Annotated in this window: 18 protein-coding genes and 1 rRNA gene; 5 read left to right on the forward strand and 14 right to left on the reverse strand. The window is 50.1% G+C overall.

The genetic code is table 11. The features are described from left to right. The first annotated feature begins 179 nt into the window (after positions 1–179). The 3 genes from H1S01_RS17855 (at position 180) to H1S01_RS17865 (ending at position 3,535) form a co-directional block, all read left to right on the forward strand. Positions 180–1,535, forward strand: coding sequence for an MATE family efflux transporter (locus H1S01_RS17855; RefSeq protein WP_341479135.1), 1,356 nt, complete (start codon positions 180–182; stop codon positions 1,533–1,535). A gap of 81 nt (positions 1,536–1,616) precedes the next feature. Beyond that, positions 1,617–2,060 carry a MarR family transcriptional regulator gene (locus H1S01_RS17860; protein ID WP_188041754.1) on the forward strand — a complete coding sequence of 148 codons (444 nt, stop codon included), beginning with the start codon at positions 1,617–1,619 and terminating at the stop codon, positions 2,058–2,060. 104 nt (positions 2,061–2,164) lie between these two features. Continuing rightward, a complete protein-coding gene (locus tag H1S01_RS17865) occupies positions 2,165–3,535 on the forward strand; it encodes an MATE family efflux transporter (protein WP_188041755.1) in 1,371 nt (456 codons plus the stop codon). Between the two features lie 161 nt (positions 3,536–3,696). Here the strand turns inward: H1S01_RS17865 and H1S01_RS17870 are convergent, their stop codons facing one another. From H1S01_RS17870 to H1S01_RS17885, 4 genes are all read right to left on the reverse strand, one after another. Next, entirely contained in the window at positions 3,697–5,673 is a 1,977-nt protein-coding gene (locus tag H1S01_RS17870) for a methyl-accepting chemotaxis protein (RefSeq protein ID WP_188041756.1), read from the reverse strand. Between the two features lie 332 nt (positions 5,674–6,005). Continuing rightward, a complete protein-coding gene (locus H1S01_RS17875; protein ID WP_188041757.1) occupies positions 6,006–7,664 on the reverse strand; it encodes a glutamine--tRNA ligase/YqeY domain fusion protein in 1,659 nt (552 codons plus the stop codon). Positions 7,665–8,094: 430 nt separating this feature from the next. Next, complete coding sequence (msrB, locus tag H1S01_RS17880; protein WP_279287037.1) at positions 8,095–9,042, reverse strand: peptide-methionine (R)-S-oxide reductase MsrB; 948 nt, start codon at positions 9,040–9,042, stop codon at positions 8,095–8,097. Between the two features lie 273 nt (positions 9,043–9,315). Beyond that, entirely contained in the window at positions 9,316–9,501 is a 186-nt protein-coding gene (locus H1S01_RS17885; protein ID WP_170291974.1) for an H-type small acid-soluble spore protein, read from the reverse strand. Between the two features lie 243 nt (positions 9,502–9,744). On the opposite strand from H1S01_RS17885, the gene pdxK reads away from it, so the two are divergent. Beyond that, positions 9,745–10,551, forward strand: a complete 807-nt coding sequence (pdxK, locus tag H1S01_RS17890; protein ID WP_155477052.1) for a pyridoxine/pyridoxal/pyridoxamine kinase — start codon at positions 9,745–9,747, stop codon at positions 10,549–10,551. A 111-nt stretch (positions 10,552–10,662) separates the two neighbouring features. On the opposite strand, the gene H1S01_RS17895 is transcribed toward pdxK, so the two are convergent. Together H1S01_RS17895 and H1S01_RS17900 are read right to left on the reverse strand one after the other, a co-directional pair. Further along, positions 10,663–12,372: a glycosyl hydrolase family 18 protein gene (locus H1S01_RS17895; RefSeq protein WP_188041758.1), complete on the reverse strand. Its 1,710-nt coding sequence runs from the start codon at positions 12,370–12,372 to the stop codon at positions 10,663–10,665. Positions 12,373–12,485: 113 nt separating this feature from the next. Then, positions 12,486–13,937, reverse strand: a complete 1,452-nt coding sequence (locus H1S01_RS17900) for a hypothetical protein (RefSeq protein WP_188041759.1) — start codon at positions 13,935–13,937, stop codon at positions 12,486–12,488. Between the two features lie 128 nt (positions 13,938–14,065). Here H1S01_RS17900 and H1S01_RS17905 point away from each other — a divergent pair, with 128 nt between their 5' ends. Further along, positions 14,066–14,542: a staygreen family protein gene (locus H1S01_RS17905; protein WP_188041760.1), complete on the forward strand. Its 477-nt coding sequence runs from the start codon at positions 14,066–14,068 to the stop codon at positions 14,540–14,542. 97 nt (positions 14,543–14,639) lie between these two features. Here H1S01_RS17905 and H1S01_RS17910 read toward each other — a convergent pair whose 3' ends face one another. From H1S01_RS17910 to H1S01_RS17945, 8 genes are all read right to left on the reverse strand, one after another. Next, on the reverse strand, positions 14,640–15,821 hold the full coding sequence (locus tag H1S01_RS17910) for an MFS transporter (RefSeq protein ID WP_188041761.1): 1,182 nt from the start codon (positions 15,819–15,821) through the stop codon (positions 14,640–14,642). 372 nt (positions 15,822–16,193) lie between these two features. Beyond that, positions 16,194–17,720 carry an adenosine deaminase family protein gene (locus H1S01_RS17915; protein WP_188041762.1) on the reverse strand — a complete coding sequence of 509 codons (1,527 nt, stop codon included), beginning with the start codon at positions 17,718–17,720 and terminating at the stop codon, positions 16,194–16,196. 193 nt (positions 17,721–17,913) lie between these two features. Continuing rightward, the gene (locus tag H1S01_RS17920; protein WP_188041763.1) at positions 17,914–18,675 is read right to left on the reverse strand and encodes an ATP-binding cassette domain-containing protein; all 762 of its coding nucleotides are present in this window, start codon (positions 18,673–18,675) and stop codon (positions 17,914–17,916) included. Positions 18,676–18,765: 90 nt separating this feature from the next. Beyond that, the gene (locus H1S01_RS17925; protein ID WP_188041764.1) at positions 18,766–19,782 is read right to left on the reverse strand and encodes a branched-chain amino acid ABC transporter permease; all 1,017 of its coding nucleotides are present in this window, start codon (positions 19,780–19,782) and stop codon (positions 18,766–18,768) included. A 9-nt stretch (positions 19,783–19,791) separates the two neighbouring features. Continuing rightward, the gene (locus H1S01_RS17930; RefSeq protein ID WP_188041765.1) at positions 19,792–20,664 is read right to left on the reverse strand and encodes a branched-chain amino acid ABC transporter permease; all 873 of its coding nucleotides are present in this window, start codon (positions 20,662–20,664) and stop codon (positions 19,792–19,794) included. Between the two features lie 332 nt (positions 20,665–20,996). Continuing rightward, positions 20,997–22,175 (reverse strand): ABC transporter substrate-binding protein, encoded by a 1,179-nt coding sequence (locus tag H1S01_RS17935; protein WP_188041766.1) that lies wholly within the window; start codon positions 22,173–22,175, stop codon positions 20,997–20,999. Between the two features lie 136 nt (positions 22,176–22,311). After that, complete coding sequence (locus H1S01_RS17940) at positions 22,312–22,815, reverse strand: L-2-amino-thiazoline-4-carboxylic acid hydrolase (protein WP_188041767.1); 504 nt, start codon at positions 22,813–22,815, stop codon at positions 22,312–22,314. 417 nt (positions 22,816–23,232) lie between these two features. Further along, positions 23,233–23,439 (reverse strand): 23S ribosomal RNA (locus H1S01_RS17945); the annotation flags it as partial.

Raw genomic sequence — 23,439 nt, forward strand, 5'->3', positions numbered from 1 at the left:
GTCCTTCATTTTTAGGTTTTAAGTAACAAATGGGTATGTGATCGTCATTCGGATAACTTTTATCGGTTATCGGTTATCGGTTATCGGTTATCGGTTATCGGTTATCGGTTATCGTCATTGTACGCCCTTTCATTCTGTGCTATGATAAACTTTATTTTTTAAGCAAGGATGAGGGCCTGTTGCATACCCTGTCGATCACGCAAAAATTCCGCCGCTTTCTCGCCGTACTGCTGCCGATCCTGGTATCGCAGTGTGCCCTTTTCGCCATGACCTTCTTGGATACAGTCATGTCTGGCAATGCAGGTGCTTATGATCTCGCCGGGGTGGCCATCGGATCGAGCATCTGGCTTCCGGTCTTTACCGGGCTGACAGGTATCTTATCATCCGTAACGCCTATCGTCGCCCAGTTAGCCGGTGCAAAACGTCCCGAGCAAATTCCCACTACAGTGGTGCAGGGGGTCTATGTAGCCTTATTGCTGTCGGTCTTCGTGCTAATCGGCGGCGCTTTCGCCTTGCATCCTCTATTACAGTCGATGAATCTGGAATCTCCCGTCCGAGACATCGCCGGTCGCTATCTGATAGCCCTCTCGCTCGGCATCGTCCCGCTCTTCGTCTATACCGTGTTTCGTTGTTTCATCGACGCCCTGGGGTACACGGGTGTTACCATGAGGATCACCTTGCTGTCGCTTCCCATCAACGCTCTCCTAAACTACCTCTTGATTTTTGGCGCCTTCGGTTTTCCTCGCCTGGGCGGCGTGGGAGCCGGTTATGCTTCAGCGATCACCTACTGGTGTATCGCCTTGATCGCTTTTACCGTCATTCGCCGTGACGAACGGTTTCAGGCCTACCATGTCCTAGACCGGCTTTTTCCGGTCTCCTTCTCTGCCTGGAAGGAACAACTCCACATCGGTCTGCCCATCGGTTTTGCCATTTTCTTTGAGACGAGCATCTTCGCTGCGGTCACCTTGCTGATGAGTACCTTTGATACCATCACTATCGCAGCCCATCAGGTCGCCCTGAATCTGGCATCGATGCTGTACATGATCCCCTTGAGCATCTCCATGGCCCTGACGATTGTCATCGGTTTTGAAGCCGGTGCGGGCCGGTTCGCCCAGGCACGCCAGTATATCCAGGTCGGCATCAGCCTCGCCTTGATCGTGGCGGTGTTAAATTCCCTATTGATCTATTTCTTTAACGACCAGGTAGCCGCTTTGTACACGACAGACACGGCCGTACACCAGCTAGCCCGGGAGTTTCTTTTATATGCCATCTTCTTTCAGTTATCTGACGCGATCGCGACACCCATTCAAGGGGCGCTGCGAGGGTATAAGGATGTTAATGTGACCCTGCTGGCCACCTTTGTTTCCTATTGGTTAGCTGGCCTTCCGATCGGTTATCTATTGGCTATCCATACTTCCTGGGGGGCCTTCGGATACTGGGTCGGCTTAATCGCGGGGTTAGCCGTCGGTGCAGTCCTGTTGACGGTCCGGCTCATCTTGCTTCAGCGGAAATATGGAGCCGTCGCTGGTGGGTAAAGGATTCTATTTGACTGGTCTTTTATTTCTGCCTATAATTAGTTAGAGTTCTAAGTTTATTGCAAAAGGAGGTTCGTGCAGGTGGCCGGTGACAAAGAGGACTTTGTTTATCATTTTTATCTTCGGAACATCGTTCATAACCTAAAGCTAATTCTCGACGAGCACCTTATTCCTCATGGTATTACGAATCAACAGGCACGGATCGTCGGTCATATCGGGGACTGTGTGGAAAAGGGATGTAGCATCTGCCAGAAAGATATTGAGCTCGCCATGGGGTTAAAAGGGTCTTCGATTACAAGCTTATTACAAGGCCTCGAAAAAAACGGTTTTGTAAAACGAAGCACCAGTGTGTCTGACGGACGTGCAAAAGTACTTTCCCTTACAACGAAAGGCCAAGACTTAATTGATGAATTTAACGATGTCTTTCGTGACATGGAACATCGAATCGTTCATGGTATGACGGCAGAACAAAAACGATTATTTTTAGAATTACTCCAGTTGGTCTCGAAAAATCTTGAGAGATAGTAATGCTGTTTTTTAGACAAATACTTAGAATTCTAATTATTATAATTCTAAGTATTTTAGGGTTTGAAAGATACATTAAAAATTTTTTAAGGAGGCTAATACCTATGGAAGAAGCAAATATGTACTATCTAGAAAAAGCACCTGTACCTAAAGCGGTTGCCAACATGGCGATACCGATGATACTGGGGATGTTCGTCGGTGTCATACAAAACCTAACGGATACTTTTTTTATTGGTCAGTTGAATGATGCAAACCTTGTCGCCGCCGCAATGCTTGCCTTACCCGTCTTCACCATATTTATGGCCGTATCCAATATCTTCGGGATAGGCTGTGGAACATATATCTCTCGCTTGCTCGGTGAGAAAGATTATGAAAATGTAAAGTCCACATCGTCCTTTTCCTTTTACACCTGTTTATTGACAGGTATCGCATTAACGATCCTATGCCTTATTTTCATGGAGCCGATTTTACGCTTCATCGGAACAAGTGCCGAAACGCTTGATGCGACTAGAAAATTCGTCACTATCATCGCCGGCGGCGGTTCCTTGATCATGCTCAGTTTTTCGATGGGGCAGATTGTCCGCGCAGAAGGTGCGGCAAAAGAATCCATGGTCGGCATGTTGATCGGAACCATCAGCAATATTGTCCTTGACCCAATGATGATTTTTGGTCTGCATCTTGGCGTGGCCGGAGCCGCCTATGCAACGGTAATTTCCAACGGCTTGGCTGTAACTTATTATGGTTGGTATTTGATAAAGAAAAGTCAATGGCTCTCGATTTCAGTCAAATATTTTCGATGTAATCTCAATATTGTCAAGAATTCCTTTTCCATCGGTATCCCCGTTCTGATTAATTTTCTTTTATTGCTCGCATCATCGGTCGCCTTGAACAATTATGCAGCCGGCTATGGGGATGCACTCGTCGCGGTTTTCGGTATTGCCATACAGATGAATATGATACCAGAGTTTATCATCAGTGGTCTTTGTGAAGGGGTTCAACCCCTCGTCGGTTATAACTATACCGCTGACCGAAACCGGATGAGCGAGATTATTCAGTTTACGGGAATCATTGCTGTGTTACTGAGTGTTTTTATCACGCTGGCTCTCTATAGCTCCAGCAGTTTTGTCCTAAGTATGTTTATCAGCAATGACGAGATCATCAAAATTGGCACACCCTTATTCCGTATTTCCATGATTGCCCCCCTATTTCTTGGAATCATATTTTTATTTACGAATGTGTTCCAAGCGACGGGCAAATCCATTCCCGCTTTGGTCATGTCCCTTTCACAAGGAGTCATATTTCTTCCTGCTCTGGTCATCGGAAACGCACTGTACGGCCTAGAGGGAGTGGCTTATGCGTTACCGATTTCAGACTTTGGAACGGCTGTGCTCGCGATTATTTTATATCTGATCAACAGATCTGATCTGCAGGCAAGGAATCTTCAAGCAACGCAGCCTGATATGAACCAGATGTGAACCAGATATGAAAAGGAAAATAAATCGCTCATCTATGCTTCTTTATCTATGGCTATCAAGGGAAAAAGGAGTGCCCATCGATACGTCGATAGGCACTCCTTTTCGTCTGTTACGACCTATTTAGCACAGTAATAGTGAACCCTTAGATTGCGGCCAATTTTCTAGCAAACACGAAAATGGGTGACCGATTCTTTCAACTCCACGGCAGTGGCGCTGTTTTCTGCCGCTCCGGCGGCGATCGTCTCCATCGCGGCCGTCGTCTCTTGCGTGGAAGCCGCGATCTGTTGGGCGTTTTGAGCTGTATTCTCGACGACCGAAGCCAAGCTGTGAATCAAGCCGACGATTTTTTCGGAACTGGCCACCTCGTCATTGGTCACCTGGACGATCCCCATCACCTTCTCCACAGTCTCGTCGACGGCGGCTAGAATGTTTTCCAGAGAACGCCGGGCCTGGTCAGCCACTTGAACGCCCAGGTCGACTTCGTCCCGGCTCTGGCGAGTAGCGGCCATGGCTTGTCCGGTGCTTTCGGCCACTTTTTTGACCAGTTCGGCTACTTCCTCGGCACCCCGGTTCGATTCTTCGGCTAATTTGCGCACTTCATCGGCGACAACGGCAAATCCAAGACCGGCCTCGCCCGCTCGGGCTGCCTCGATGGCGGCGTTCAAGGCAAGTAAGTTCGTCTGCCCGGCGATATTGGTAATCGTATCGGTGATGAGTTCAATCTGCTGAGAATAGCGGCTCAATGTTTCCATAAAACGCTCTGCATCGACAGTGCGATTGCGTATGTTGTTCATCCGCTGCACCGCTTCTCCGACCGTCTCTTTTCCCTGCTTCGCCGCCATCTGGGTCACCTCTGACGAGTGCGCTGCCTCTTCTCCATTACACTTGGCAATCTGGATGAGCGAAGATAGTTCAACCAGCACCTGGGAGACTTCAGCCACGGAGGTATTCCCGGTTTCGGCGTCACTCGCCATTTTATCGACGTTCTGGGCCACATCGGTCGCCGTCGCCGTCACTTCCTCGCTAGAAGCCGCCATCTCTTCCGAGGAGACGGCCAAACGCTCTGCCTTTTCGCTCACTTGGCGAATCAGTGCCCGCAACTGTTCTGTCATCCCGTTAAAGGCATTGGCTAACTGGCCCAGTTCGTCGAGTGCGTCCACTTGAATCGTCTGCGTCAGATCCCCGCTGGCGACAGCGGCAGTACCCTCCATAATTTTATGGACAGGCCGAACCAAGCTGGCCGCTAGCAGGTAGGCGACTCCGAGAGCTATCGCGATCGCGATAGCAGTTACTGCGATACTGATCGTAATTTGTTTTTTGGCGGCTGCCAAAGCTTCCCCTTCCGGCACCTGGGTCACGACGACCCAACCAGTCTGAGAAACAACGCCATAACCGGCGAGTTTGCGGACGCCTTCCCAGTCGTAACTTACGGAGCCCGATTCACCTTTCATTCCTTTTTGCACTGGCGGCAGCATGCTGATATCGGTTTGCTGGCGGATCATGTCATGGTTGGGATGGATTAAGATTTTACCGGAATGATCCGTGACGAAAGCATATCCCGTTTGGCCTACCGCAACAGCGTCGACCATATCACCCGTTTTCTCCAGGTTTAGCACTCCTAGGAGAGCCCCGATAAAACGACCTTGTTCATCCTTCATCGGTACACCGATGATCACGGAAGGTTGGCCGGTCCCTTTCGAGATTAAGACGTCACTGACAACCAAGTCGGCCCCTTTTTGGAGCTCTTGAAAGTACTTCCGATCGGCGATGTTTTGCAGTTGACCTTCCGTACGCAACGTCTGTTGGCCATTGGGCAAAGCTACAATCATCCCCATGTCTACAAACTGACTGCCTGCAGCTTTCATCGCGGGTAACTGCTGACTTGGCTCCATCGTCGTCATTTCCGGCATCTGGCTCATAATTTTCAAGGCGCTGATCCGTGCGTTCAGCACATTCTCGATGTTCACCGCTAGGTTCGTGGCGATGACACGGTTCGTCTCATAGGCATTTTTGGACAGTTCTTGTTGACTCAAATAAGAGGTAATGGCGGTGACCGTGAGCAGCGGTATAATCCCAATGAGAGCGAATGCTAACAGCAGCTTACTGCGTAGGCGCAACTTTTTAAACCACATTGCCATCGTAATCCTTCCTTCATCACTTCGTTCTTTGATTTATCCATCTCGATTATGTATAAATCTTCGATTCTTTTTGGGATTGTAATTATTTAGACAAAACTAGAGAAAATCCTCTTTCCCAGAATAATTAAATAACAGAACATGGATGGTTACAACAACTCGGTCCTGGTACTGTAAATATCAGAGCATTCTACCTGCGGTAAATCCAACTAAAAAAACGGGGCGTGACTCTTCAGTCGCGACCCGTTTTTGAGTATCTAATGTTTTTTTGGATGAAAAAACCTGTTCGTCTTATCTTCTGACCCAACCGACCATGAACGTTTTACTTTGATAGTTTATTTCGGTAGTTGAAATGAGCTTTTCAGCGACACGATATGGTTGAAGATCAACCTTCCATCTGAGGTCAATTTCGGATCAACATTAAAGTAACCGTGCCGGAAAAACTGGAATTTCTCTTGAGGCTGTACTTCTTTCATGTTGGGTTCTACGAAACCAAACAATACCTCAAGGGAATTCGGATTGATGCATTCCAAGAAAGACTTGCCTTCTTCCTGTTGCTCATCGAGGATTAGCGGTTCATAGAGGCGGAATTCCGCAGGTATCCCTTGGCTGGCATCGATCCAGTGAATCGTTCCTTTTACCTTTCGGGCGTTGAAACCGGAACCGCTCTTCGTCTCGGGATCGTAGGTGCAGTGGATCTCCACTACGTTGCCCTGTTCATCCTTGACGACATCGTGGCACTTGATAAAGTAGGCGTTTTTCAAACGGACTTCGTTGCCCGGGAAGAGCCGGAAGTATTTACTCGGTGGATTTTCCATAAAGTCGTCTTGCTCGATATAGATCTCCCGGGAGAAGGGAATTTGGCGGATACCCATCTCGGGGTTTTCTGGATTGATTTCAGCGTCGAGCATTTCGACCTGTTCTTCAGGATAGTTGGTGATGACCACTTTCAGAGGACGCAGAACCGCCATGGTACGGGGAGCCTTCAGCTTCAGATCTTCCCGGATGAAATGCTCCAGCATCTTGGAATCGACCACACTGTAGGCTTTCGCTACACCAATTTCACGAGCGAAGCTCCGAATCGCCTCGGGCGTATAGCCGCGGCGGCGAAGACCCGAGATGGTCGGCATGCGGGGATCGTCCCATCCGTCGACGATCTTTTCATCGACCAGTTGCTTTAAGAAGCGTTTGCTCATGACCGTGTTGGTCAGGTTCAATCGTGCGAACTCATACTGCCGGGATACATGTTCCATCTCGCATTCCCGGATGGCCCAGTCGTAGAGGGGACGATGGTCTTCAAACTCCAAGGTGCAGATGGAGTGGGTAACCCCTTCGATAGCGTCGCTCAGCGGGTGAGCATAGTCATACATGGGATAGATGCACCACTTATCACCGGTATTGTGGTGAGTGGCGTGAGATATCCGGTAAAGAACGGGATCTCGCATGTTAATGTTGGGAGAAGCCATGTCAATTTTGGCGCGAAGGACTTTCTCGCCGTCTTTGAACTCGCCCTTGCGCATTCGCTCGAAGAGATCCAAGTTTTCCTCGACACTGCGATTGCGATAGGGGCTTTCTTTGCCGGGTTCGGTCAGAGTCCCCCGGGATTCTCGGATTTCCTCGGCCGACAGGTCGCAGACGTAGGCTTGACCTTTTTGGATCAACAAAACGGCCCGGTTGTACATTTCTTCAAAATAGTCGGAAGCATAAAAAAGGCCGTCCCATTCATAGCCCAGCCAGCGTACGTCTTCCTTAATCGATTCTACATACTCCGTATCCTCTTTGACAGGGTTCGTATCGTCAAAACGCAGGTTTGTCTTGCCGCCAAAGTCGTCGGCCAGATCGAAGTTGAGGCAAATCGATTTGGCATGTCCAATATGCAGATAGCCGTTCGGTTCCGGTGGAAAACGGGTAATCACCGTATCGACCCGACCGGCTTTTTTATCTTCAATCACGACATTTTTAATGAAGTTAGATGGGGCTGATTTGGTTTCCATGACGATCCCCTTTTCTCAAAAAATCATTTCTCACGGCACTATTGCAGGTCACTTGTTATAAATTTTAGTTTATCATAACCTGTTCACTACGCCAAACAATACCTGCCTATTTTGACACAGTACGGTGGGACTCCTTCTGCGGGATATGACATTTTTCATATAATTCCCCTGGAATCTATTACCCTTCATTGTGGCGTCCTTTACACTTGGTATGTACCTATCGAGGTGTCTCTTGTCGTTGAAAGTTAATTACATGACTCACTTTGTCGGCCAAGGAAAAAGAGTACTGCCATGTTGAAAAGTTGGCCGATCTCCGCAGCCTGCCCAAGCCTTACGGTTTACGGTTAACAGTCGCTGCCTTTCCCATCAAAATCAAAGGGGCTAAGTGCCGGGTGTACCCGGCACTTAGCGATATTCGAAACCTAGACGCTTACGAATTTTTCTTTTCGAAAAGGCTCTTGTACTGTCCGTAGCCTTCCTTCTCCAAATCTTCCTTCGGAATAAATCGCAAGGCGGCTGAATTGATGCAATAGCGGAGTCCCCCCGGTGCCGGGCCGTCGTCAAAGACGTGTCCGAGGTGAGAATCGGCACCTTGGCTGCGCACCTCCGTCCGGGTCATCCCGTGGCTGAGGTCCATCTTCTCTTTGACTTTTTCCTCATGAAGGGGGCGGGTAAAACTGGGCCAGCCGCAGCCGGAATCGAACTTGTCTATAGAACTAAACAGTGGCTCTCCCGAGACGATATCAACATAGATCCCTTCACGATAATTATCCCAGTATTCGTTGCGAAAAGGCGGTTCCGTGCCGTTGTTCTGGGTTACTTCGTACTGAACCGGCGAGAGCTTTTGTTTCAGTTGTGCCTTCTCCGGCTTTCTCCAATATTGTTCAAGGAAAGCGTCCCGTCCCGAACCCATGCGGTAGAGACCGTAACGAAAGGGACTCTTCTTGTGATAGTCCTGATGGTATGCTTCGGCGGGATAAAAAGTGGAGGCCGGTAGGATTTGTGTGACGATGGGTTTGTCAAAGCGCCTGCTTTCTTCTAATTCCTTTTTGGAAGCCTCCGCTTTTTCCCGTTGCCCCTCGTCATGATAGAAAATCGCCGTGCGGTAGGATGAGCCCCGGTCGTGAAACTGCCCGCCCGGATCTGTCGGGTCGATTTGCCGCCAGAACCTGTCTAGCAGCGTTTCATAGGCAACGGCAGCTGGATCATAGGTGATTTGGATCGCTTCAAAATGGCCGGTCTCGTCCGAACAGACTTCATGGTACGTCGGATTTTCCTTATGCCCCCCGGTATAACCGGAAAGGATCTGATGTATCCCATCCAGTTCTTCAAAAGGTCCCACCATACACCAAAAGCAACCGCCGGCAAAGGTGGCCAACGCCGTTTGACCATTGCCGCCATCATTACGATTCGTGACCTCTTTGTTCTCTTTTGCTTCGTTCACTCTTCGTCACCTTCCGATTCAACTATGTAGTGTTTACTGAACTGTTTTCCAAACCTTTTTTCCAAGACTAAACTTATACTTTAAACGGTAATTTAAGCTCGTTAAAAATGATTCTTTCCTATCTCTATCATTAAGATAAAAAGGGGCCTAAAGCTGTTAGTACGCAGGGCTTAGGCCCCTTTTCGCCATCAAGACGTCAGAACCCTGCTATTGAACCACACCTGTTTCGCGCAGGTCGTTCAGGGAGACCTCCATCGTCTTTCCATCGTCGTCTCGAACCATGACTGTGTTTTTGTTCTTATCGACCTGTTTCAGCCATACGGGACTTTCTTGATAAAGCACCTCAATCATACCGGAAGCCTTGATGATTTCCTCGGCACGTTCGGCTTGCATTCGAACCACTCCCTTCATCGCTTAATGTCTAGTCTTTCACAAAAAATATCCCCGGAAAACTATCCCTTTCATACTCACTTTTTAACCTCACCCATCCTGTCAGGTTTCGCTTACCTTCGAAATATGACTTTTATTTGTATTCTTTACCCTAGTTGATATAATTGAAACAGTCCGACCGCTGATCGGTATTTACCAGGGAGGATCTCCGAAACATAATAACAGACAGTATCGAGGAGGATTATGATGACACTTCCAAAAGCATTAACCATCGCCGGTTCTGACAGCAGCGGTGGCGCCGGTATTCAAGCTGATTTAAAAACCTTCCAAGAGCGTGGCGTCTATGGCATGACTGCCTTGACGACCATCGTGGCCATGGAACCGGAAACATGGGGCCACTTGGTGTTCCCCGTCGACGTGAAGACTGTAGAAGCCCAGTTGGCGACGATCTTGTCCATCGGTGTGGACGCCTTAAAGACAGGCATGCTCGGTTCGGAAATTATCGAACTGGCCGCTCACACGATTGACAAGCATGATCTGAAAAATGTGGTCGTCGACCCTGTCATGGTCTGCAAAGGGACCGAAGAGGTGCTGCAACCAGACAACCTGCCGGGTCTGCGGGACCTGCTGATCCCAAAGGCAACCGTCGTCACACCGAACCTCTTTGAAGCGGAATTGCTTGCCGGCCGGTCGATCAAGACCGTCGACGATATGAAGGAAGCGGCTGCCAAGATCCACGAGTTGGGCGTCGCCTACGTCCTAATCAAGGGCGGTGCGAAGCTGCAACATGAAAAGGCTGTCGACATGCTCTATGACGGTAAGGACTTTACCCTCCTTGAGTCGGAAAAGTTCAGCCCCGCTTACACTCACGGCGCCGGCTGCACCTATTCGGCAGCCATCACTGCTGAATTGGCTAAAGGTAAGTCTGTGCGGGAAGCCATCGATACGGCGAAGCAATTCATCACCGCCGCCATCCGCCACTCTTTCCCGCTGAACCAATATGTCGGACCGACCAACCATGGTGCTTTCCGGAATACCTGCGGCCTTTGCTAATTGGATCATAGGCATACGTCAACTTTGCAGAAGACAGAAGTTGTCAAAAATTTGAGGAGGGGTTATCCCCTCCTCTTTCCGTTTCCTTATGGACGTTTTTACACTTCGGTTTTATTGTCCCGGATAGACATTCCTTAAAGCCGTCCAAAGCGAACCGGTCTCCCAGCCCAAGGGGAACAGCCCGTATCCTCCGAGGCCGTATTTTTTCACGAGTTCGAACTCTGTTTGATAAGTTTGCTGATCCTGGTAGTATACCTTGGCAGTACCGCCGGAGGCACTTTTGTAGGTGGCATAGGAGGCGTTATAGGCTGGATCTTTATATCCAGCGGCCTGCTGGGCAGCGACCATCTGCTCTGCCTTCCATGCCGGCATCTGTGTTCTTTCGCTGTCGTTCCAGATCCACGAATGACTTCCCACGCCTAAGAGCAGTTTTTGCGGCGGCACCGACAAGACGGCGAATTTCAAGGTTTTTTCTACAAAGGGAATGTTGTAGTTCGGCCCCGGTTGTTGCGGCGTTCCCCGAGGATTATAGATGTCATAGCTCATGACAAAAATATAGTCGGCATTTTTCGCGAGGTTTTCGTAATCATAGTACCGGTAGTCATAGGTGTCATTGGTTTTACACATGACCGATACCACTGTTGTCCAACCGTTCTTTTTCATCTCGCCGTTGACTTTGGCCACAAACTGCGTGAGCAAGTCGCGGTCTGCCGGGTAGAGATCTTCAAAGTCAATGTTTACCCCGGAGTCCCCGTTTTGTTCGATCTCCTCCACCAGCCATTGGATGACTTTCTCCTGCTTTTCCGAACTTGTCAGCACGCTATGGGCGTATTGAGCATCAAAACAGTTGCGCCAAATATCATAGTTGTTCAGCACGACCAATGTTTTCATGCCCTTTTCGTGAGCCAGCTTCTCTACATCGTCAAAGAAGCTGTCCCCAAAGGTCTTGTCTCCGTTAAAGACGTCACCGTCAGACTTCATCCCGTAACTCATCATGTTCAGATATTGAACATATGTATGTTGATTTTTTAGAGCTTCGATTACTCGGCCATTGATCTCTGAGGCGTCTTGTCCCTGCCCTCTCTGGAAGAATGCCATGCGGACTGGATTTAACGTTTCTTTCGGAGGTGCGGCGGGATAGGCGCTGCGGAGACTGGTCGATGTCTCTGCCAGTTTCTTGGCATTTTCCAGGATGACCGCGTATTGAGCACGTGTGATGGGCACGTTCGGCTCGAACTTGTTATCGCCCATACCTGAAGCCAGCCCTAAATCAACGGCCGTATTCACCATCATGCGCAAGTCTACAGGGATACTTTCCAGGTCGGTGAAAGGAATTCGGTTGTTCAAGTCCCACTGCCATTGGTCGTAGCCTAAGGTCATGGCTAAAAATGCGGCCACCCAAGCCCTGTTGGCCGGTTGGGTGTAATCATTTGGAGCCGGTATGGGAGAGTTGTTGTTCGGCGACTTCATGATGTCTCGCTGCTTCGCCAATTGCACATACCCTTGAGCCCAAGGAGACACGTTAGGCAAGGCCGCCATGCTCTGGCTCAAGCCGGCCGCTTGGTCCTGCACCCATAAAACATTGAAGATGCCCGTGATGACCTGTTCATATGTAACCAGGTCGGACGGCGCAAAGCGGCCGTCGGCATAGCCGCTTAGCATTTTCGAATCGACTAAGTCCTGGACCGACGGAGAAGCCCAACTGGGAATTTCGTCGGCGTCGACAAAACGAGTTTGGGCAAAAGCGGTCAGCGGAAGCATGGCTACAAACAAAAGCACAATTAGACCAAAGGACAACCACTTCGCTCTGAGTAACTTCATTGCCTCATCTCCTAGACTTTTTGTGAAAATATCCCATGCTCCCATTAGTATTAATACATAAACGCCCGTGAGTCAACGGGTCATGAAACGTTTTACTCTAAAAAATGATGCTGCTACCATTTCGATAAGGGCATCAGCAACACCCGGTAGGGTGCGTAATTGTTCGGCGGTAAGATCAACGAAAGCTTATGCTGATGGTGCCCTCTTTGATCGACCAGGAAAAACACCCTGCCCGTTCCCAGTGGACCTAACTTCGAAAAATCGCTGAAGTAACTCCAGTAATTCGGGTCCCGAAAGGTGAGGGTACGTACCTCATCGTCCAATTTGGCTGTCATCCACTGATTGTATAGGTCCACTTTCGGCTTGCCGAACTGCTCATAGCCGGCTCCGGCGGCCTGAATCGCTATGGCAAAGGGGCCTTCTGCGTCGATCTGGATTTGATATTCGATCCCATAAGAGCCATTGTTCTCGACAGGCAATTCCTTGACTTGCTGGCCAGCGATGTGCCCGTATTTGTCTATTCCGCCTACCTTGTCGTTGAGGAACATTTCCGGTTTATACCGGGCTGTCCCCGCCACCGAGCTGTCTGTTCCGTCCTTTAAACCGGGTCCGAGGAAAAGACTTAGCAGCCCTTCTTTCCGGGCGTCGTATTTTACGGAATAAGTCCGGTTGACACCGGCAGAAATAAGCCCGCGCATGTGGATATGTTCATAGTCGCTCTGATTTAAGATGGTCTCGGGTCCGCTAGCCCAACGAGAAAATTCTTTGAGCTCTGTACCCAACTCACAGATAAAGCTGCACATCTGAATCCCTTGCGACTTCGGGAGATCTCCCTGCTTGAGGATTTTCCCGCTGGTGCTGTCCCGGAAGGCAAACTCCGCTATGCCGATCGCCCAGGCACGTGTGCCAGCTTTTTCGTACCAATAATAATCTTCCCCCGGTAGGAGCGAGGCTACTTTCGTTTCCCCTTGGCTCACAGAACGGAAGAATTCATGAACGACTTTATTTCCTAACTGGCTTCCATAATAGATGTCTTCGTTCGTGGCAGGGTTGCGCGGTGCCAGGTCATCCTGGAGCAACCGAATATCCTTTTCGTCTACGTTCACACCCTTTGCGTTTCGGCGCATATAAACATCGATCGGTATGCCCGTGTTGTTCGTAATGATCAGACCGACTTTGGCACGATAGTTAGATAGTGGGTTGGTCGTAAAGTTGACCAGCATATTGAAATGGGAAAAGAGTGCTTTGGTCACACCCGTCGGGGCCAACACATCATCCACTCTCGTCAGCACACCCGTATAGATAGGAAGTTCCGGAACGTTGCTGAAAAAGAGGACATCCGCCGGCCCTTCTTCTAACCGCTGACCCTGACTGAGCGATTGAGCCTGATCGAAGGTTTCCTTGGAAACCCTTTCACCGACAGTCCAGTATCGAGGGTTGGCAAATTTCCGGCTTCCATCTTCCAATTCTACCTCGTGGGTATACCCGTAGACCATGTAAGCAGCCAAAGCAGCCATTCCGACGACAACCCATAGAGCACCGACGAAAGGAGCGACTTTTTTCATTCTCGTGGTTCACCTTTTTCTATGATCATCATGAGATCGATAAAGCTGTACTTTTCGTGTCTCTTGTCTCAAGCCGCCTTCCGTTCAAATAGAATAATAGCAATGAATAAAACAAGGGGGGCTGGACAGTGGCAGGATTGAACCCTGAAAAGTTGTTTATTGAATACCGGTCCGGCGTCACGGCAACATCGCCTGTGATACCCCGACGTTACACCTTGACCCATTCCGATGTAACGGGCGACCTCTTTTTAACGATCGCACCGGAATATGCCTATGATAAAATCACCGCCTTGCGGGACGAAGCCCTTGCGGAGTGGCGCATCATGGACGACCGGTTCATCCTGTACATCTATCTTTATGTAAACGGGGGGATGGACAAGGGCGCATCGGCTCGGCGCAACTATATATTCCGTCGTGAGCTGCCGCTAGTTCTGCAAACGATCCGTTACGGCGATCGGCAGTTTTTCGCCATGCATCCTGAACTGGATCAGGCGCAAGTTATCGTCTATTTCGATTCGACCCATCCCGAGTACCGGCGTTTGGAGAATTGGGGAACACCTGCCGATTATAGCCTTTTCCGAAAGACTTCGAAGATCACTTCTTGAAAAATCTCCTGCATCAGCAAACAGTTGCTCATAAGGGGGAAGCACTGTGGTGTTTGTTGATCAATTACTCAGGTGACTCAGGCGACTCAGTGAATACCTATGATTGTTCTTCCAATAACCTTCCATATCCTCGCAGCCGTTTCCAAGCCACAAGTAACGTCACAGCTACTGACAGCGCTCCAGCCAAGTACGGCAGACCAAACCACAGATGATATAAGGCTCCCCCGACAATGGGCCCCATGATCCGGCCTAGACTGTCAAAGGACTGCATGATCCCCAGGGATAGCCCCTGCCCTTCCGGGGCTGTTTGGGATACCAGGGTTGAAACGTTCGGGCGCAAGATGGAACTGCCCATGCTGTATAGGGCCGTAAACAAAAAAAGCCATAGAACTGCCGGAGCAAACAGCGTCAAGGTCAGGCCGCATGCAGACAGGATCAATCCGCCGATAATCAACCTCACGTTGCCAAAGCGTTTTACCAGTTTGCCCATCAGGCCTGCCTGGATGAGGACAGCCAAAAAACCAAGGGCAGCAAATAAGAAGCCCATCTCCCGAGTGCCGAATTGAAACCGCTCGTAGGAGAACAAGGCAAAGGTCCCTTCAAAAAGGGCCATGGTGAAACTGATGATGAAGGTGAGCCCAAAGAGCCACCGTTGAGGATGGCGGAAGGCACGCAACAGGGGCCACGGGTTTGGATCCGTTGCGGCTTCTATTCTTCGATTTTCCTCTTTGAGTGATTCCGGCAGCAGAGCAAAGGCAAAAGGCATCGTCATCAAGGCCATCGCTCCAGCGACAAAAAAGGGAATTGAAAAACCATAATGGCCGAGCCAGCCGCCTAGAGCCGGTCCGACGATCATACCCAAACCCATGGCTGCACCCATCATCCCCATGCCGCGTGCACGTTTTTCGGCCGGAGTGATATCGGCCATGTAGGCCATCGCTGTCGGTAAAGTGGCTGAAGAGATCATCCCGGAAAGGAGCCGGATGCCAAACAGCATCCACAACTGCGAGGCCAACCCGAACAAAATAAAGGTCACGCCATATCCGCTCAATCCGATAAGCAGCACAGGGCGGCGACCGATGCGATCGGACCATCGTCCCCAAAGAGGCGCAAAAAAGAACTGCAACAATGAATAGGACGCTGTGAGAAAACCAAGAGAAACGGAATTTCCGCCCATGTGGATCACGAGATAGGGCAGTGTGGGAAGGATGACTCCGAAGCCGGCCATGACGAGAAAGAGTGTGATAAACAGGATGATGGTAGCTCTGCCTTCCTTCATGGGTCCCTCCCGCAATCTTTACTTATCCTACATCCATAAAATACATTGTTCGTGCTTGTGATTTTTTTCAATTGCCCTCTAGCCACGATAGGACGTTCATGGTATATTTGTTATCGAAAGATCAATCTTTCCCCCATATCTGCAACTCACTCTTGCACTACTTTCGGTTTCCACATAGGGTAATCGACGCAGCTTATCGGTACTCCTTATTCGCAGCTTATTCACAGCAGTATTTGCAGTTCATTCTTCACAGCAATCATACTTTTCTACGCAGCACTATGATGCATATGGGGAATTAATGACTGGGCCGAAACAATCGTTTCAAGCCCAGTCATTTTTTGCTCTAGAAAACCTCTATAGGGTGAACTCCCCCTAATGATATCGTTGTTCAAATTCCACGAAAGATCGTTCTAACCGAACTTGCTCGGCCAGTTTCTGCGATTCATCCATCATCTTTTTCGCCTGACCATCAGGTTGCCAATTCGGTTCTCTGACACGGGCGAATTCTCCATGCAACTTCTTGTAATCTCGATTTATGTACAAACTCTCTCCCGGCAGAAACGAGTATTCCAAGCTGTTGCGGGCGATATCTTTGAGTTCTTCATAGGATAGCTTAAATTCACTGGCGGCTTTGACATATTCCGTGGTGAGATTGATCCGGCTGATCCCTTCGTCATCCGTATTCAAGGTGATCGGAACACCGGCTTCTCGATATAAGGGAAGGGGATGTTGATCGCCAGCGACGCCGAGAATCCCCTCGTTACTGGTCAAACAAATTTCTACGGCCACTCCCTTTTGCCGCATCTCCTCCAACAATTGCGGTAACCGGTCCTCCCAGGCGATGGACACACCGTGTCCAATCCGCTCGGCATGGCCCACTTCAATGCTCTTCCGGATCCGTGAACGCATCACTTCGACTGGAGAGTATTCCAAGGTGAGTTCCCCGGCGTGAAGGGTCACATGGGGCTTTCCGAATTTGCGCCATAGAAAATCTATAATTCGCATTTGGCTCTCGAAATCCTTCCGGGAGACGTAATAGTCTTCCGGTGATACGATATTCACAGCGACGACGCGAGGATCGCTTTTGACAATCGCCATCCCGCAGGCCATAGCTGCAAAAAAATCAGGTAACTGTTTATTGCGATCAACACTATATACGTAGCGCATGTTCGTCGGACCTGCCGTACCGGTGATCGGCGCCGGAACTTGCAGCAGTTTGGCTACCTTTTGATCCCGTTCATCTAGATACTGTTTCGATGCGGCCAGCAGATCGGGGAATCGCTGCTCCATCACTTTCCAAGCTTCTTCCCAGTTGTCTAAGGCGGGCGGATTGCTTAAGGCGCTGTTCAACGCATTTTGCGGCGCCACCGACGTCATCAACTCTAAGTATTGCACATTCTGAGCCTGCGCCCGACCGACCACTTCCGCCAGGACTTGATCAGGATCCATGCCGTTGCTCACCGGGCGAAAGGCGTCGAAGGCATCGAAGAAGTGATCATGTCCGTTGGTTCCCGGCAAGTTCCCTCGCATCGTGGCGGCGTCGTAAAATTTCCTCCCCAGCGTTCTGCTTGTCTTTAACTGACTCGCCGGTACGGTCGTCGGGCCTGGGTTTTGCACAAAATATCCTGTGCTTGTGTCGTAGTACAGGTTGTCTGTGTTTACCGCTTTGTCGTACATAGATTCGGCGAAGATGGCACCGGTGACGTGATTGTGAAGGTCAGCTCCTTTCGGCATCTCTTTCAAGAAAGCGATCAGTTCAGCTTCATTGCTTTTCGCCTCTTCAAAGTGTCTTACTGTGGCGGCCTCGTCAGCGAAGACCGCTTGGGCCGGAAGGCCTAACATGGCTGTGACGGCTACAACTTGCCATACTCGCCTCCAGTGATTGGACCGATAACCCATTTCCTATCCCTCCTCGACTTTTTTATCTACCCTATAAAAAAGCCCTCTTCTCAGTTATGAAAAAACAGAGGAGAGGGCTTTTTTGTCATGTACACGTTTTGATACTTCCATTGTACGATTTCTATTTTTTATCTGTCAATCTACATATTTACAGCATCTTCAAACTCGGTGATTTTCATTTCACAAAATACTATTACGCCTCTTTGCCCAGGTAGGCTTCTACGACGGCCCGGTTCGTTCGGATCTCTTCGGGAGGACCTTCAGCGATCTTTTGTCCATGATCCATGACGATAACCCTTTGGCAGAGGCTCATCACCAGCTTCATATCGTGTTCGATGAGCAAAATTGTCAATCCTCGGTCATGGAGACGCCGGACAAAGGCCATCAATTCCTCCGTTTCCCGAGGGTTCATGCCGGCGGCCGGCTCGTCAAGGATCAATAATCTCGGCTCTCCGGCGAGGGCCCGGACGATCTCCAACTTGCGCTGCAGGCCGTAACTGAGGTTTCCCGCCAACTCACTGCTATACTCGGCCAATCCCGCCTCTTGCAGCAGTTGAAGGGCCTTGGCATGGATGGTGGCCTCTTCTCTCCGTGCCGCTCCGTTACGGAAGATCGCACCGAAAATACCGGCCCTTCCTCGGCTGTGGGCACCGATACGGACATTATCGAGAACGGAAAGCTCTTTGAACAAGCGGATGTTTTGAAAGGTACGAGCCACCCCAGCCGCGGCGATCCGGTGGGGCGCTTGGTTGGTGATGGCCTGGTTGTCCAGGAAGATATCCCCCTCATCGACGGGATAAATGCCCGTCAGCAGGTTGAAAACGGTCGTCTTTCCGGCACCGTTAGGGCCGATTAGACCGGTGATGGTTCCTTCGTCGATGCGGGCCGAGAAGTTGTCTACCGCGATGAGCCCGCCAAACCGTTTCGTCACTCTGTCAATGTTGAGCAGGGACACAGACAACCCTCCCGGCTTTTTTACATCAGTCGTATTATTGGCGATCGGTGGTCGCTTTTTCAGCCTGTTTTTTCAGCCCACTTTTTCCGGCTACCGGTTTTGATATAAAGGCTGCTTCCCCTGACCGACGGCCACAGGAGTCTGAGACACCTTTTTCCTCTGAACTCCTCCAAATATGCCTTGCGGCCGCAGTAGCATGGTCAGCATGAGAATTCCACCGAAGACAATCATGCGATACTCTGCGGCTTCCCGGAGCACCTCTGGCAATAAGGTCAGCACGACAGCGCCAAAGACGACGCCAGGGAGACTGCGCATGCCTCCCAAGATGACCATCGATAATACAGCGATGGATTCGCCAAAGGCGAAGTTATGGGGATCGATGTAGGCCGAGTAATGCGCGAAAAAACTGCCGGCGATACCTGCGAAAAATGCACCGATGGCAAACGCGATGATCTTGTAACGGGTTGTGTCGATGCCCATGCTTTTGGCGGCCAATTCATCTTCTCGAATCGCTTGCAGGGCCCGTCCGAGCCGAGAGTCCACGATCCGGGCCATCGTGACCAAGGTCACGATCACGAGCACAACGATGAAATAGTAATAAAAAAGTTTCCCTTCCAAGTCGATTCCGAGGAAGGACGGCGACGGAATCCCCGGCAATCCCATCGAACCGCGGGTCAAGTCGGTCCAGTTGAGCAAGATGAGACGGACGATTTCACCGAATCCCAAGGTAGTGATCGCCAGGTAGGTGTTTTTTAAGCGCATCGTCGGAATGCCCAAGAGCAGGCCGAAGAAGGCGGCCATGAGACCCGCCGCAGGCAAGGCCAGCCAAAAGCTGGCATGCAGGCGCATGACGAGCAGTGCCGACGTGTAGGCGCCGATGCCGTAAAAGGCGGCCCAACCGAGACACATCTGACCGGCGTAGCCGGTGACCAGGTTCAGTCCTAAGGCGAGAACGATATATATTCCACAAAGAGTAGCGATGCGAAGGACATAGTCGCTCTGCCATACCAGTGGCAGAATAGCGACGGCAATCAGCAATGATAGGTACAGGCTTTTTTCTTTCTCGTCAATCCTTCGCAGGATGGAGGTTAACAGGGATTTTGACATGTTCATCACCTAGACCTTTTCCTGGATGCCCCGTCCAAAGATACCCGAGGGCCGGATGAATAAGACCAGAATCAAAATGACGAAGGCGACGAGATCGCGAAATCCTGAAGAAATATAGGCGGCGGTGATGTTCTCGACCACTCCCAAGATGATGCCGCCGAGGACAGCCCCCGGCACACTGGTGAGACCGCCGAGGACGGTAGCTGTAAAGGCTTTCAATCCAGCCATGAAGCCCATCGTCGGGTAAAAGGCGTTGTAGTAGAGGCCCACTAGGACTCCCGCTGCTCCGCCGAGGCCGGAACCGATGGCAAAGGTGGCGGCGATGACCTGATTGATGTTTACGCCCATGAGGGCGGCCGCTTCCCGGTTTTGGGCGATGGCCCGGATGGCCTTGCCCAGCTTAGAGCGGTAAAGGATGTACTGCAGTCCGACCATGAGTCCGAGCGAGACGGTGAAGATGAGGATCTGTTCCATCGACAGCTTGGCGCCGAAAAAAGAGAAAGCCACATTTTCCGAGGACAAAGGAAGTGATTTTGTATCACTTCCCCAGATCAACATAGTAGCGTTTTGCAATACTACGGACAATCCGAGCGTACAGATCATAGAGGCGTACTCCGGTGCTTTTCGCAAAGGCCGGAAGTTGAGCAACTCCACGAGGAAACCGACGATCGCTGCACCGGCGATGGCCAGTAAAAGAGCGGCCCAAACAGGCAGGTGAAAGGCCGTGATCATTATAAAGCCGATAAATGCGCCGATCATGTAGACCTCGCCATGGGCAAAATGGACGAGCCCAAGGACACCAAAGATGAGGGCGAAGCCGATACCGATCAGCGCGTAAATGCTGCCCTGGGCCAAACCGTTGAGGATTTGTTCCAAAAACATGGGGCTCGGTCACCGCCTTTCGGCAAGAATAATTCCTACTAAACTTCATTAAAAGACTTACTATCTCTGAAAGCCACGAATCAATGTATTTTAATCCATTAGTTTTCAGGGCAGATTCCATGGAATCTGCCCTAGCAAGAGGTCTCAGCGGAACAACCCCATGTTTTGGAGACGAAAATAGTTATCTTGAGCTTCGGTGATCTTACTGGATTTTTGTGATATCAAGGAGTTTAAGATGAATCTTTCGGCTAAGCAAGCATTTACACCCATATGCTCAGAGATCAGCTTTCTGTCGAATATATTTATCCATCAAAGTACTTTCGTGAAGAGCCTTAGTGTTTATAAAGGACGTATTTGCCCTGTTGAATGACCAGCTTCGTCGGTTTCTTGTCTACATTTCGATTGGCGTCAAAGGTTGTCTTTCCGGTGACACCGGGGAAGTCTTTTGTCGCAGCCAGTTTATCACGCAAGCTCTGGCGGTCTGTAGCGCCCGATTCGAGAGCGGCTACGATCATATGGATGGCATCATAAGCTTGTGCAGCAAACTGAGTCGGAGCAATACCGTATTTTGCCGTATACTCTTTGACGAATTCTTGCACTTCCGGGCGTGGGTCTTCCGGGTGGAACGAGCAGGTCAAATAGAGACCTTCGACAGCAGGTCCGCCGATACGGAGCAATTCACCGGAGTACAGGGAACCAGTGCCCATGAGATCTACGTTAAAGCCGGTTTTCCTGGCTTGTTGAGCGACGAGAGCGGCATCGGTGTACATATTGGCCAGGAACAACAGATCGGGATTCTTTTCGCGGATCTTCGTGAGGATGGCACTAAAGTCTTTCCCCTGCTCGGGCAGGTATTCCTCGACGTCGATGATGTTGCCGCCTTGGTCTTGGACACCTTTGACGAAATAATCTTTGGTCACAATGCCCCAGTCGTTTTTGATGTAGATAACGGCGATGTTCTTCTTCTTCAAATCTTTGACGGCATATTCAGCCAACAAGGGCGCTTCTACTTCTTGCGTGGCGATGTTACGAAATATGTAATCGCCTTGTTTGGTGAAGTCAGGATGGGATGACGTCGGCGAAAATTGAACTAATCCGCCTTTTTGGTAAATCGGTGAACCAGCCATGGCAGCGGTGCTCGTGAAGTCACCGACAACGGCGATGACCTTTTTATCCGATACGAATTTCTGGGCGATGTTTGCCGCTTCTTTCGGGTCGGCTTTGCTGTCGGCAGGGATCAATTTCAGGGTTTTGCCGTTGATGCCTCCCTTGGCGTTAACCTTCTCGATAGCCAGATCAAGGGAGTTTTTGAAGACGGTGCCGTATTCAGCATAGTCGCCGCTTAATGGAGCTGTAAGTCCGATGGCGATTTCGTTGCCCGCTCCCACCGCATCGCTGCCGGAGGAACCGGTCGTGCTGCTGTTGCATCCGGCAAGGACAGGGAGCAACATAGCTGATACAAGACCTGCGCCGATTAACTTTTTGTATTTATGGAGAAATGAAAGTTTCATGAGAACTCTCCTTTGTCAAATCTTGAAGTTGTGGGTAACGATCATCGTTTTCCAGGTGTTAACGTCGATAGCACAGCCAGTGCTGTTGTAGACAAACGCTGTTGTAAACAAACACTGTTGCAGACATACGACGCAATTACTCAGCCGCCTTTTTACGAAAGACCATTCGGCAATAGGTCTCGCCGGCACCAATGCGTTTTTCCGGAGAGAATTCAATTCCGGGGAAGTTAGCCATCAGCCCATGGTCACCTTGAACGGCCCAATCGCAGAGCTTGTCTGTCTCTTCTACAGTACAGCCATGGCGCTCTTTCCAGGCGTCCACTAAGGGGCAACGGTGAAACTCGACAACTAACTGGCTATCGGTCAGTTCTGCTACGCGCATGTCGAATACGGACCGGACGACAGGGTTGGCAAACTGCTCCAGGAAACGGTTGAGGTCGTCCGTAGATTCCATCTTTTTACCTTTGTCCACGCCAAAGGCGTAGATGGCACTTTTCGCGATAGCTTCGGCGTCATACCCCCGGGCAGCGGCTTCTTTTAAGAGCAAGTAATACCAACTGGCCCGGTCTTGGAAGGCTTGACGCAGGGTATCGATAGAGACGGATTCGAGCGGTTGCGGTTGTGTGGTTTGTTGAGACATGTGCAGCACTCCTTTTTGAGTATGAATGTTTTGGCTTAAATGTCGTGAATCGAGTATGTTTTGTAAATCCAAGTAGATCGGTATCCGGGATGCAAAAAGGAGGCCAGGAACTACTGCCAATCCATGCATAATCATGGGGCATGTATTTTCCTAACCTCCAGTTTTTCTGGTCGGCAGTTATATTCATATATCTAAGTCGGTTTACTAGGGTAATTGTAATCGCAAATTGTGCATGTGTCAACAATGCACTTTGAAATTTATTCGTATGGAAGTCTACTCTCGTTCATTGCCTCTTATTTGTCGTTTGTCACGTAATAAAGAAAAAAGAAACGAAAAAGAGGTCTGCCGCATTTCACCGCGATAGACCTCTTTTTCGTCGCTTGAAAACCACACAGAGTTACATAAGTAAAGCAATGTAAGGTCAAGTCCTCGACCGATTCGTACCCGTCGACTGAACGCCTCACAGCGTGTACATCTCAGGCCGATCGACCAGGTCATCTTCCTGGGGTCTTACCTACTTCCGTAGTGGGAAGTCTCATCTTTGGGCCGGTTTCGCGCTTAGATGCTTTCAGCGCTTATCCGCTCCCGACATAGCTACCCAGCGCTGCCGTTGGCACGACAACT

Source organism: Heliobacterium chlorum, from assembly GCF_014502795.1.
Taxonomy (GTDB): domain Bacteria; phylum Bacillota; class Desulfitobacteriia; order Heliobacteriales; family Heliobacteriaceae; genus Heliobacterium; species Heliobacterium chlorum.